The sequence below is a fragment of the Desulfitobacterium hafniense DCB-2 genome, from assembly GCF_000021925.1.
Classification (GTDB): Bacteria; Bacillota; Desulfitobacteriia; order Desulfitobacteriales; family Desulfitobacteriaceae; genus Desulfitobacterium; species Desulfitobacterium hafniense.
The window spans coordinates 3,631,807-3,644,243 of the sequence record NC_011830.1 but is presented as its reverse complement, the minus strand read 5'-3'; the positions used below and the strand labels follow the sequence as shown (position 1 = coordinate 3,644,243).

Sequence of the window (12,437 nt, the reverse complement as noted above, 5' to 3'; positions counted from 1 at the left end):
AGGGGAGCCATCCCCTTCCTTTTCTGTTGAGAACTTATTAAAGATTCCAAATTGAAATTCTATTCGACATCAGTAGCGTTGCATTGAAATAAAAAGCTTATGTCAATAGAAAAACCCTCATAATTTCAATTGTTCATAAATCCCTTATATGGTGTATACAACCATTTGCTTTCTCTCTCTTCTGCCAAAAGGAACATTCACCTAAAAGGCAGTCCTATTCCACATTTTTACACATATGCTTTACAGTATCACTGGGTCATAGGTTAAATCATCGAGCCATTGGGTCTCTTCTTCTTTCAAGATAGAATGCTCCGTCATTCTATAGATCTCCTCATAACGGATTCGTTTGGAGCCCTTTCTCCTTCGTCGTCGCAGCTTCTCCAAAAACTCTTCATACCTCTCAAACAGACAGGCGATCAGCAGTCGCTGCAAAGTGAGTAAATCTCTTGGATAGCCCGCCTCAAGCTTGAGCAGAACTAATAAGCAATACATCATCAGGGCTAGGAGGATTTGGTTGATGACTGCGGTCTCACTCGTGCCGTAAAAGTGTTTAATTTGAGCATGCTGCTTGAGCCATTTAAAAAATAACTCAATCTGCCAGCGATAGCGATAGATCTCACCGAGTTCTTCGGCACTTAGGTTAAAATCATTCGTCAGGATGGTGAAGGGTTCATGGACGTTATCATCTATCGTCACTTCCCGAAGGGTATGCTTCATTTTTCGAGAACCTGCTCCTAAGATGACATCCACGTCCTCTTCGATGAGCCCATCTTCTTTGACTGGACGTTCTACTCCAGTAAACTCTATCACCGCGTTGTTTTTGAGACGAGTCACAAAGCGTATTCCCTTTTCACAGTAATCATCAAAGAGCTTATAATCCACATAACCCCGATCAAAGATATTCAAAGCCTCTTGGTCTTGAACAATGAGCTCATCCAGTTTCTTGCGGTCGGCGGTCTTGGCCGGGGTAACGAGCACTTCATCCGGGACAGCCATTGCATCAAAGCTTAAACGCAGATGCATTTTGACACCGGCTTTGCTCTTTCTAAAGACTGCCCAGGGGTAGCGGGAAAGGCATAGGCTCATGGTGGATGCATCAATCATGTACAATTTTCCGAGTTGCTGCCGAATCTTCCCATACCCTTGCTTTTGAGCTACGTTATGTAAAGTGCCCTTAAAAAGCATTTCCGGAACTTGAGTGGGTAAGGTCTTTAACCTTCGGGAAATCTGGCTGTGACTAATGCTTTCGAGTCCGATAGCTTGACCTAAACTGTCATGGTGAACACTTGTACTGATCTTTCGCAAAGCTCTGTATTCTTGAAGTTGAGCATGGCTAATGAGGAGAGTGAGTTGATTGGTTGTTAGTTTTTGAGACCGAAGGTCAAGGCCAGGGACCTCCCGGTGAATAGTTTCCCATAGATCTTTCGAAAAAAACGGCTGAAAGGCTTGCATAAATGTGGATTGCGTAGTATCCTTGTCCTGCATTGTTATCTCCTTATAATTTGAGATTTGGGCAAGGACTACCCTATCTCTTATTATAAGGATTTTTTCATGATGTTTACAGAAATAATTAGGAATAACCGGTGATTTCGAGGAAATTTGCTTAAATATGAGCAAATTTAAACCTTGACTTTTTCGTTGCTATCTTTATGCAACGCTACTGATTCGACATAGTAAGTGAATTTATTCTCTTAGTTGCTTTTCTATTGCAAATGATGCGAATTTAACATACAATTACCCCTGGAGGTCAGACCAGAATCAAGTAAAATTCTTGGTCCGACCATTAAAATTGGCTTAGTTGGCCTGACCATACTATGATAGGAGGAATTAAACAGAAGATTATAAAAAATAAGAATATTTAAATCAAATTAACAAACGCACATTATTCTGAAAGGGGATTTGACTCATGCCATGGACACAGGATTACGCAGCACTTGGCGGTAGCCTTGGCTTAACTGCACTTGCTGTTTCAATTCCTATCGTATTTTTATTTTGGGCTTTAGCCGTAAAAGGTATGAAAGGGTATGTCGCAGGACTGATTACCCTTGCTATAAGCATTGTGGATGTTATTATTGTTTATAAAATGCCGGTGACTCTGGCTCTTTCTGCTACGGCATATGGTATGCTTTATGGACTCTGGCCTATTGCCTGGATCGTTATTACCGCCGTTTACTTATACAATTTGACGGTCGTGTCCGGTCAGTTTGACATTATTAAAAGTTCTATCGCTTCTATTTCCGATGACCGCCGTCTGCAGGCTCTTATTGTCGCCTTCTGTTTTGGAGCTTTTCTGGAGGGTGCCGCCGGTTTCGGTGCTCCTGTAGCTATTACCGGTGCACTGCTCATCGGTCTCGGTTTTGACCCCATCAAGGCAGCCGGACTTTGCCTGATTGCCAATACTGCTCCTGTGGCCTTCGGTGCCATCGGTGCGCCCATCATCACCGCAGGTGCAGTCACCGGCATGGGCGACTTTGTTATCTCCCAAGCCGTAGGCCGCCAGCTTCCTTTCCTCTCCGTCATCATTCCTCTCTACCTTGTTATTTTGATGGCCGGTTGGAAGTCTGCTAAAGAAGTTATGCCTGCTATTCTTGTCACCGGTGTATCCTTTGCGGTAGCCCAATGGTGGTCTGCCAACTATCTGGGTGCCTATCTCCCCGATATCATCTCTTCTTTGTTCTCCTTGGTGTGCACTACAGTCTTCCTGAGATTCTGGAAGCCTAAAACTGTATGGCGTTTCCCTCATGAGAGAGGTACCAAAGAACCTGAAATGAAGAAATACACCGGAGGTCAAATTGCCAAAGCATGGTCTCCTTTCGTTATTCTTACTGTCATGGTGACCATCTGGGGAACACCCTCTTTCAAAACCTTCATTCTTGATAAACTGCATCTTGTTCTGAAATTCAGCTGGCCCGGTCTTGACGGTCTGATCTATAAAGCAGCTCCCATCGTGGCTAAACCTACCGTCTATGAAGCCATCTTCAAATGGGATTTCCTGTCCGCCGGAGGTACGGCCATTCTTATCGCTGCTATTATCAGTACCATCATTTTAGGAATCAAACCATCTACAGCGGTCAAAGTCTTCGGTGATACCCTGAAGCAATTGATGTATCCCGTTATCAATATTTCGGCAGTACTTGGCTTTGCCTACCTGGCCAACTACTCCGGCCTTTCCTATACTTTAGGATTATTCTTTGCTTCCACCGGTGCTTTCTTCCCTGTTCTTTCTCCAGTATTAGGTTGGTTAGGGGTATTCCTTACCGGTTCCGATACCTCGGCTAATGCTCTCTTTGGTAAACTGCAACAAGTTACCGCAGAGCAGCTGGGCATGAATCCTGTACTCACTGTGGCAGCTAACAGTTCCGGTGGTGTGGTAGGCAAAATGATCTCACCTCAATCCATCGCCGTGGCCGCCGCCACCACTTTAGTCGGCCGTGAGTCCGAGCTCTTCAAATTTACAGTGAAACACTCACTGGCTATGTTGGCAGCTGTCATTGTGATTATTTGTCTGCAAGCTTATGTGGTACCCGGCATGATCCCGGTTATTGCTGATGCCGCTGCCTTCCTCCATTAAGATTGAAGCATATATAGAGTGGACAACTTATTTCAAATAAGTTATATTAAAAATATTATGAATCAATAATGGGAAGTAGTTAAACTACTTCCCATCTCTTTCTATAGTGGAGGGTAGCATGGATTTAAAACCTATCAAAACGAAGAAAATATACGAGGAAATTATCGAGCAGATACGGGTGTTGGTGGTTAAAGGGGATCTGAAACCGGGGGATCGCCTGCCATCGGAGCGGGATTTGGCGGTGCGTCTCAATGTCAGCCGTGCCTCTGTTCGCGAAGCCCTTAGTGCTTTGGAAATGATGGGGCTCTTGGAGATTCGCAGCGGCGAAGGAACCTATATTAAGAAAATCAATTTAGATTCGGTTGTGACACCTTTAACATGGGTGTTGAGCATGGAGAAAGACACCATTCTGGAACTGCTTGAAGTTCGCAAAATGCTGGAGGGCCAAACTGTAACTCTAGCTGCCAAGAGAGCGACTTCCGACGATCTGCGTGAGTTGGAAGGGGCGCTGAAGGCGATGCATGACGATGTGCAAACCGGTCAATTGGGAGAAGAAGCGGATCTGCGCTTTCATTATGCCGTAGCCAGAGCCAGCAAAAATAAGATCCTGGTCAGGCTGATGAATGCTATATCCGATACCATGCACCAGTCCTTAAAGGCCAGTCGGGTGCGCCTTTATGAAGAGCATGCCACACCGGAAATTTTATATAAGGAACATGTCCTCATCCTGGACGCTATTCAGATGAAAAATGATGAACAAGCCCGTCAGTATATGTTGGAGCATTTGGCGGGAGTTGAGAGACGGCTTATGAATTATTACTCCAGTAATAATGTGTAGGGAAATTAGCCGGCAGATTTTATTTTAATTTAAATAATAGGTTCAGAATTGAGAAATTTGTTTTAATTGACAGAAAATAGTGCTGGTCAATGCAGAGTTGTTCATGATAAACTTAAGTGGGAATTGAGGGCTAGGCTTAAGGAGAGAGTAAAATTTGGAGCTTAAACCGATTAAGACACGAAAAATTTATGAAGAAATCGTCGAGCAAATTCGGGAACTGGTAGCCCGCGGGGAACTTAAACCCGGCGACCGGCTGCCTTCAGAACGGGATTTGGTGGAGCGCCTGAAAGTGAGCCGGGCTTCGATTCGGGAAGCTCTCAGCGCCTTGGAATTGATGGGACTGCTTGAGGTGCGCAGCGGCGAGGGGACCTTCGTTCGCAGACTGCGTTCCGAATCGGTAGTGGCGCCTTTAGCGTGGATGCTTACCATGGAGAAGGGAACCGTGCTTGAATTGCTGGAGATTCGGAAAATTCTTGAGGTCCAGGCTGTAGGGATGGCGGCTGAACGTGCCGAAGCAGAGGATATAAGAGAATTATCGGCGGCCTTGGATCGCTTGCAGGACGATTTACACAGTCCTACTTCCGATGGCTCTTCAGACCATCGATTTCATTACGCCATTACCCGGGCGACCAAGAATAAGATTATGATCCGGCTTATGGACACCATATCGGATCTTATGAAATATAGCCTTAAGGCGAGCCGTTCGAAGCTTTATGAAGGCAAATACACTCCGGCCCTTCTTTTTCAGGAGCACAAAAAGATTTATGAAGCGATTGTGGCCAAGGATGTGGAAATGGCCAGGAACTATATGCTTACTCATCTTACCGGTGTAGAGGAAGAAATCTTAAAAGGTTTTGATGAAGAAAATGAGGCAATAACACCTATATATTAGGCTTGAGATAGGACAGGAAAGTATTGGGACAGAGCGTAAAAGGCTCTGTTCTTTCTTTTCTCAGTTAAAACGTTTATACTAAATCTAAAGAATAAATTAAGTGGCACTAAGAGGTGAAGCAGATGCTCAACACATGTCAAATGGTTTATCACCATAAGAATTGTTTAAATACTAAAAAGCCCTACGCTAAACCCTGCCGGTTATGCATAGAGGCTTGCCCTCATCAGGCTGTCTCTGAATATCGTGAAATCGATGCCAAAAAATGTACCGAATGTGGGGCATGTATGGCAGTTTGCCCCAGTGACGGTTTTGTGGATCGTTCGACGGATCTCCTGCATACCTATCTTGAGGAGCAAGGGGAGATTATCCTCAATTGTCCTCAGGCAGCCCCTCTGGGTTTTGAGATACCTTGTCTGGGAGTCATCGATGGCGATTTGTGGCTGGCCCTGATCCATGCAGCCAAGGAAAAGAACGTGGTGATTCATACGGGCAAATGCGCAGAGTGCCCTGATAAAAAAGCCTGTGCCTTAAGCGTGAAAACCTTCAAAGCCATTCATGAGAGCTGGCCGGATCATCCCCCGATCGTCATTCAAGTTAGCCCTGATCAACCGGGGGAGGCGGCAACACCTGGAACCGGTTCCCCAAGCAGAGCTGCTCTGCCCCAAAAGGAGCCGGCGGAAAAAAGAGGGTGGAGGAAGAAAGGCTGGGAGAAGCTTGAAACCATCTTGCCGGGGTTGACTGCGGATGAAGCCTACCCAATCCCCCGCACACGCCAATTATTAGTAAAGCGGATGCAAGCTTATCCCCAGGATAAGATGCCCATACCTGCTTTGCAAGTGGGAAATATTTGCACCAGCTGCGGAGTATGTGCGGCCATCTGTCCCCAGGCAGCCCTTACCAAAAGGGAAAACGGGGATGAGTTAACCCTGATCTATGAACCGTATAAATGTGTCCGTTGTCAGCGCTGTGTCACTATCTGCAACCCGAAGGCCCTGGAATTTGTGCCAAAGCAGCTGTCCCATCGTCACTACACAGGCAAGATTCTTCTTCATAAGGGCAGTCCTAAGCATTGCACCCGCTGTGGCAAACTAGTCTTCGATAATTCTGAACCCCCCATGTGTGTCGCTTGTGCTTCCTCTTCCGGTGACAGCATCTTTAATGCTTAGCCCCGTATAGGGTCTTTGCTTTGTTGTATTTAAAACATGATATAATCATACAAGAGCCTGCCATGATTAATACCCATCAGAATAATTTTAGCCAGTAAAAAAACAGTAGCGATTCCTGCCCCAATGCCGGTCAATAGTCTGCGTTTATTCGTGCTCTCCCCTAACCCCAAATATTGAACACTCCCATCGATTCCTAAGGGAATAAGCAAGAGAATGATCGTTCCCAGTGGTACAGGGTGATACTTCAAAGCAAGGAGTGCGCCAAGGATATAGCCGAAGGCTATTCCGGTACATCTTGCACAGACTGGAAATTGGCGTCCCCTGAAAAAGAAGGATCGTTCAGGCAGACGGTGGCATAGAAACAAATAATGCAGGGCTTTGCCAATGTTTATGTTCATGCTCAATAACCTGTTGCCGCACTAAATCCTCCCCAGACAATACCGAACACATAAAGAATCATGCCAAAGGCAACTCCGCCTATGGTCCAATTACAAATGGATTTGGCTTTTTCAGGCTCTTTGGCATGCCAAATAAAAAAAAGGATGATACCGACAACCGGCATACAGAATGAAGCGGCCTTGGCTGTTTTGGGAGCATTCTCCTCTTTCAAAGCAGCCCCTTTCGTAATAAGCTGCGCTCCGCAATTCTTGCAAAGTTCATGCTTTGATTTAGTATTCGCACCACAGGCTTGGCAATGTTTGGTTCCATGAAGCGGCTTGACTCCACAGTTTGGGCAGACCTTAACTTTTTTGCCAATTTCCATACCACATTCGCGACAGAACATTCCTTCTCTCCCCTCTCTCTCAGTGAGTGTAAAAACAGCCGGAGCTAATTATGATGGTGATGATGACCGCAGCTGCAACCCGGCCCGTGAACATGTGGGGCAGGTGAAGAGCCGTCTTGTTTGGAGGTCCCTTTTTTAATAGGTTCTCTTAGCAGTTGATTCATTAAATGCTGGGTATGGGAAAGTGGCTGCTGCTGAATTTCCAGAGCCAGCTCAATGGCTTGGCGCAGCGTTTCATTAGGCACTCCCAAGGCTTTAGCATCCGTAACGGCTGAGCGAAGGCTGGCCAGGGCATTCGTAGCTGCAGCAGCAGATATCTGTATTAATAAAGTCGTTTTTTGATCCAATTCCATACTGATTCCCTCCTATAATTGAATTTAAACTTAATATAGCATAAGAATGTGGCAAGCACAAAAACTTTAAACAAATCCATGATGTATACAGTCGATCTTCAAGGATTGGGTTCAAGAAAGGATTAAGTCAAGAAAGGATTAAGAATGAAGAAAGAACGCGTTATTGTAATCGGAGCAGGAGCAGCCGGACTTATGGCTGCAGGCCAAGCCGCCCTGAAGGGGGCCGACGTGCTGCTCCTGGAAAAGAAAGAACGTCCCGGGCGTAAAATTGCCATTTCCGGCAAAGGACGCTGCAATCTGACCAATGCAGAAAATGTGGGAGATTTTATTCGGAATTATCCAGGCAACGGACGTTTTCTCCATGGCATCTTAAGAGAATTTGATAATGTAAGGCTTTGCGATTTCTTTGCTCAGTATGGTGTTGAGACCAAAACTGAGCGGGGAGGGCGGGTGTTTCCTGTCTCGGATGATGCCGAGCAAATCGTTGAGGCCTTGCTCAAGTATATTATGGATGCAGGGGTGGAACTGGCCACCGGACAGACGGTGGAAGAGATACTCCTGGGTGAAGAGAAGGTCCGGGGTGTGCGTTTAAGCAATGGGAAAGTCCTTGAAGGCAAGTCGGTGATCGTCTGTACGGGAGGGGGGTCTTACCCCGCCACAGGCTCCGCCGGAGATGGCTACAAGATGGCTCAAAAGCTGGGGCATAAGGTGATTCCCCCACGGCCATCTCTTGTTCCCTTGAGAACTTATGAAGATTGGGTAAAGCAGGTTCAAGGGCTTTCCTTAAGGAATGTGGAAGCCACGTTGTGGTATGGCGGGAAAAAGCAGCAAACGGAGTTTGGGGAGATGCTTTTTACTCACTTCGGCGTCTCAGGACCCATCATTCTCACCTTAAGCCGTTGGGCAGGCGAAGCGTTGGCCGGCGGGGAGAAGGTTCGCTTGACCCTTAACCTTAAGCCGGCCTTAACTGCGGAGCAATTGGATCAGAGAGTGCAGAGAGATTTCAAGAAATACTTGAATAAGCAATTCAAGAACTCACTGGATGAGCTGCTTCCCAAAAGCTTAATACCCCTGGTGATCCAATGGTCCCAAATTCCCCCGGAGAAAGCGGTCAATAGCATCAATAAAGAAGAAAGAAAACACCTGGTCCATGTGTTGCAGGAACTTCCTTTAACTATCAAAGAGACTCTGCCTTTAGCGGCAGCTATCGTGACCGCCGGAGGAGTGGATGTCAAAGAAATCGATCCCAAGACCATGGCTTCCAAAAAGATTAAGGGTCTTTATTGGGCCGGAGAAGTAGTGGATGTGGACGGAGTGACGGGAGGATATAACCTGCAGGCAGCCTTTGCCATGGGGTACCGGGCCGGCCGGGGGGCGGGGGAATACGCCTCAGTCGATGACTAGTACTCCGTAACACCTAGAATCTGCACATTCTAAGATAAGAATCATGTCTTAGTTCCGCCACGGTTGCATAAACTGGTGATGAGGTGAAGTTTATGCGTCGGTGGCAATTTTTTAGTAAGTATAAAAAGCGGAGCGGGTTCATTCCTCGTTCCGGAAGAAGCGCATCCCGTGTCAGGAACTATCGGCATAGTGCGCCCACGGGCTTGCTTAGATTTGAGAAGGTCATTATTCGGGCAGTGGTTCTCTCTGCTGTCTTCTTGGTTTTAGCTCAAATGGCCTTAGGGTTAGCCAAAGACCCTGTAGGTTACTATATTTCCGTGGCCCAAAACATAGAAGCCCCCTCCTTGGACAGTACACCGGTATCAAGTACGGTCACCCCGAACTTGATTCAGGAAACGATTCCCCAAACTTCCCTGATCACCCTCAAGGCGGTCCCCGCTGCTCCGGTTCGCGTGATCCAAAATGGCAAAACTCTGGGAACGTTGGCACGGGGAGAGTTGGAGATTCCTGCTCAAACAGGAGTAATTCAATTGGATGGAACCAATGTGCCCACTATTGTTCGCATCCAGGTGATTAAGAAAGATTCCGCCCTGACAGAGCCGCGGCTTAATCAGACCCTAATGATCGAGCATAATATTCAAACCTTGAGAGTCGGGCGCTGAAGTATGGAAAACAAGAAAAATGCAGAAATTTGCCGGGTTTTATTGCTTAAGGCAGTTTATCTATGCTATACTAAAGTATCTGAAAATTATATTATCGTTGATGGTTGGAGCAAACTTTGTGAAAGCAAAGGACGCTAAAGCTATGGGTCTAAGGCCGTCGCGCAAGACCGGCTAGGATCGCCAGGCTACAAGTAGTTAGAACTTCTTAGGGGAGAGTAGTTCCTTTTTGGACTACTCTCTTTTTGTATGCTTTTTTTGCCCTGTTGGGAAGAATAAAGGGTTGAACAGCAGTATAAGGCAGCCGGCAGTGTCGCCTTTTGTGGGGCGTGAAAATATAAGGAACATTTTACACATTATTTTTAACTTGAGGAGGAAGACCAGTGAGTACGCAGAAAAAGACCATCAATTTTTTGCAGGAGTTTTCGATTCCATTAATTCTAGGTGTCCTTATCGCACTTGTTTGGGCTAATTTAGCGCCGGAAAACTACCATCATTTTGTCCACAATGAAATTATCGGCCATATATCTCTTCATTTCTTTGTCAACGATATCTTTATGGTGTTCTTTTTTGCCATGGCAGCGATAGAAATTACTCAAAGCCTGCTGCCCGGAGGAAGCTTAAATCCCCTTAAAAGGGCGATCAATCCTCTGATGGCCACCCTTGGCGGAGTTCTGGGCCCAGCCCTTGTCTTTCTTGGTTTAAATGCCCTGATCGGGAGTCCTGAGTTTGCCAGAGGCTGGGGTATCCCTACAGCCACCGATATTGCTTTAGCCTGGCTGGTGGCAAGGGTAGTGTTTGGAGCTCAGCATGCTGCGGTCTCTTTCTTGCTGCTTCTGGCTATTGTCGATGATGGCATCGGTCTGATGATTATTGCCTTCTTCTACCCTGATCCCGCCAACCCGGTGGCACCCCTCTGGTTATTGCTCACTGTGGCGGGTATGCTGGTTGCTTATCTGCTCAGACGCAAAAATGTTCAGAGCTACTGGCCTTATATCATCTTGGGGGGAATTCTGAGCTGGGCCGGCCTTTATCTGGCCCATATTCACCCGGCTTTGGCCCTGGTGTTTATCGTTCCCTTCCTGCCCCATCCTCCCCGGGAGGAATTCGGCTTATTCGAAGATGATCCCCAGGATCACTCCACTCTGAAAACATTTGAGCACGAATGGAAAATATTCGTGGACTTCGGCCTGCTTTTATTTGGATTAACCAATGCGGGGGTGGAATTCTCAGAAATCAACACTCTCACCTGGCTGGTTCTCATTGCTCTCGTCGGCGGAAAAACCATCGGCATATTCCTCATGGGTTCTTTGGCTACAGTCATCGGCTTTCCCTTCCCCAAAGGCATGGGGTATAAAGAGCTCCTGGTGGCCGGCGTGATAGCGGCTATGGGACTTACCGTTGCCCTATTCGTCTCGGGTGTAGCCTTTATTGATCCGGGTCTGCAGGGAGCAGCAAAGATGGGAGCACTGTTCAGTGCAGTTGCGGCGGTCATTGCTTTCGCCTTGGGTAAAGTGCTCGGAATCAAGAAAGTCAAAGACACTCAGGCTTAAGGTGTGGCTGGAGCAGGTCCTCTGGAAAAAAGGGGCCTGCTTTTTCTTTTGGCTCCTGTCTTGAAAATGATCCTAATGCATTATATAATATAATTTAATATCTAATCCGACAGCTGGTGTAGGGCATAGTGTAGGACGGTTGTGGTTCTCTTATCTTTTACTCTTAAATTTAATAAAGGAAGGATGGTAGGACGGTGATTTAGTGAATTAGACACCGTAGGTGTCTTTTTTGTTTTCTTTTTTAGGTAAAATGTCCTAATGTGCTAAAGCACATAGTGTAGTACTATTAAGGATGGGTTAATCTAAGCCAAGGAATCCCTTTAGGGAAAGGAATGAATAGAATGGTTGCTGAAAGTAAGAAAATTGCTATGGCGGCGATGCGGATGGCTATGGCTGAAAGCCGTGAAGAGGAGGTTCACTTGAAGGACGGTTTCGGACGCCACGGCATTCGCACTGTGGCGGTGGATTATGGGGGCGAATATCTTACAGCTATTAAAAAAATCGTGGAAAGAGCCATTGTTGCCGCGAAACGGGAAGGGGTCATTCAAGAAACCCATGGCGATGAAGGAGCCGTTGCCGGTGCAACCCGGGAAGCTTTGAGCCAGATTATGCCCAAGGCCATGGGATTGAATATCGGTGGAAAAATAGGCATTGCCAGAAGAGATGAACATTTATCGGTAGCGGTTTTCTTCGGCGTGGGTTTATTGCATTTGGATGAGGTGGCGGTAGGCCTGGGACATAGGGCGGCGCCGAAAGAAATCAAGGACTAAAAGGGAGGTGAACCAATGTGACAAGAGTTCGTGGTATACGGGGTGCCATTACGATTCAAGAAAATAATGCTGAACACATTCGTGAAGGGACACAAGAGCTTTTGCAGGAGATGATCAAGCGCAATTCTTTAGCAACAACGGATATTATCAGTGCCATCTTCACCCTGACCAAGGATATTGATGCGGCATTCCCGGCAACTTTCGCCCGCCAGCTGGGCTGGGACCGGGTCCCTATGATCTGTCTGAATGAAGTTCCTGTTCCGGGTTCATTGCCGATGTGCATCCGCGTGCTGCTTCATGTGGAGTCTGCTTTGACCCAGGAAGAAATTCAGCCGGTCTATCTAAGGGATGCCGTTAATTTACGCAGAGATCTTGTTGAGTAGAGTTGTATTATGGTAGATTTTGCTCACCTTGCCGGTGAGTAGTGGAAAAATGTAGGATGGTAGT

Annotated in this window: 13 protein-coding genes and 1 riboswitch; of the genes, 9 read left to right on the top strand and 4 right to left on the bottom strand. The window is 46.6% G+C overall.

Going from position 1 to position 12,437, the window contains the following annotated elements:
- Window positions 1-240: 240 nt before the first annotated feature.
- Window positions 241-1,485 carry an IS4-like element ISDha3 family transposase gene (locus tag DHAF_RS17010; RefSeq protein WP_011458871.1) on the bottom strand — a complete coding sequence of 415 codons (1,245 nt, stop codon included), beginning with the start codon at window positions 1,483-1,485 and terminating at the stop codon, window positions 241-243.
- A 421-nt stretch (window positions 1,486-1,906) separates the two neighbouring features.
- Between DHAF_RS17010 and DHAF_RS17005 the strand changes: the two genes are divergently transcribed.
- The 4 genes from DHAF_RS17005 to DHAF_RS16990 all read left to right on the top strand — a co-directional run bounded on the left by DHAF_RS17005 (window position 1,907) and on the right by DHAF_RS16990 (window position 6,467).
- Complete coding sequence (locus tag DHAF_RS17005; RefSeq protein WP_015944591.1) at window positions 1,907-3,571, top strand: L-lactate permease; 1,665 nt, start codon at window positions 1,907-1,909, stop codon at window positions 3,569-3,571.
- A 118-nt stretch (window positions 3,572-3,689) separates the two neighbouring features.
- Window positions 3,690-4,409: a FadR/GntR family transcriptional regulator gene (locus DHAF_RS17000; RefSeq protein WP_005811089.1), complete on the top strand. Its 720-nt coding sequence runs from the start codon at window positions 3,690-3,692 to the stop codon at window positions 4,407-4,409.
- Window positions 4,410-4,563: 154 nt separating this feature from the next.
- Window positions 4,564-5,301 (top strand): FadR/GntR family transcriptional regulator, encoded by a 738-nt coding sequence (locus DHAF_RS16995; protein ID WP_011460218.1) that lies wholly within the window; start codon window positions 4,564-4,566, stop codon window positions 5,299-5,301.
- 122 nt (window positions 5,302-5,423) lie between these two features.
- Window positions 5,424-6,467: a 4Fe-4S dicluster domain-containing protein gene (locus DHAF_RS16990; RefSeq protein ID WP_015944590.1), complete on the top strand. Its 1,044-nt coding sequence runs from the start codon at window positions 5,424-5,426 to the stop codon at window positions 6,465-6,467.
- Between the two features lie 29 nt (window positions 6,468-6,496).
- Here DHAF_RS16990 and DHAF_RS16985 read toward each other — a convergent pair whose 3' ends face one another.
- From DHAF_RS16985 to DHAF_RS16975, 3 genes are read right to left on the bottom strand one after another with little or no spacing between them, the layout of a single operon-like run.
- The gene (locus DHAF_RS16985; RefSeq protein WP_005811095.1) at window positions 6,497-6,865 is read right to left on the bottom strand and encodes a DUF2085 domain-containing protein; all 369 of its coding nucleotides are present in this window, start codon (window positions 6,863-6,865) and stop codon (window positions 6,497-6,499) included.
- Between the two features lie 2 nt (window positions 6,866-6,867).
- Complete coding sequence (locus tag DHAF_RS16980; RefSeq protein WP_011460216.1) at window positions 6,868-7,251, bottom strand: double zinc ribbon domain-containing protein; 384 nt, start codon at window positions 7,249-7,251, stop codon at window positions 6,868-6,870.
- A 44-nt stretch (window positions 7,252-7,295) separates the two neighbouring features.
- Entirely contained in the window at window positions 7,296-7,604 is a 309-nt protein-coding gene (locus tag DHAF_RS16975) for a hypothetical protein (RefSeq protein WP_011460215.1), read from the bottom strand.
- A 144-nt stretch (window positions 7,605-7,748) separates the two neighbouring features.
- On the opposite strand from DHAF_RS16975, the gene DHAF_RS16970 reads away from it, so the two are divergent.
- The 5 genes from DHAF_RS16970 to aroH all read left to right on the top strand — a co-directional run bounded on the left by DHAF_RS16970 (window position 7,749) and on the right by aroH (window position 12,373).
- Window positions 7,749-9,008 (top strand): BaiN/RdsA family NAD(P)/FAD-dependent oxidoreductase, encoded by a 1,260-nt coding sequence (locus DHAF_RS16970; protein WP_011460214.1) that lies wholly within the window; start codon window positions 7,749-7,751, stop codon window positions 9,006-9,008.
- Between the two features lie 92 nt (window positions 9,009-9,100).
- On the top strand, window positions 9,101-9,670 hold the full coding sequence (locus DHAF_RS16965; RefSeq protein WP_015944589.1) for a hypothetical protein: 570 nt from the start codon (window positions 9,101-9,103) through the stop codon (window positions 9,668-9,670).
- A gap of 98 nt (window positions 9,671-9,768) precedes the next feature.
- Window positions 9,769-9,863, top strand: a riboswitch (cyclic di-GMP riboswitch).
- Window positions 9,864-10,050: 187 nt separating this feature from the next.
- Window positions 10,051-11,220 (top strand): Na+/H+ antiporter NhaA, encoded by a 1,170-nt coding sequence (locus DHAF_RS16960; protein ID WP_005811106.1) that lies wholly within the window; start codon window positions 10,051-10,053, stop codon window positions 11,218-11,220.
- 341 nt (window positions 11,221-11,561) lie between these two features.
- Window positions 11,562-11,990: a HutP family protein gene (locus DHAF_RS16955; RefSeq protein ID WP_015944588.1), complete on the top strand. Its 429-nt coding sequence runs from the start codon at window positions 11,562-11,564 to the stop codon at window positions 11,988-11,990.
- 17 nt (window positions 11,991-12,007) lie between these two features.
- Window positions 12,008-12,373, top strand: coding sequence for a chorismate mutase (aroH, locus tag DHAF_RS16950; protein WP_011460212.1), 366 nt, complete (start codon window positions 12,008-12,010; stop codon window positions 12,371-12,373).
- The last annotated feature ends 64 nt before the right edge of the window (window positions 12,374-12,437 follow it).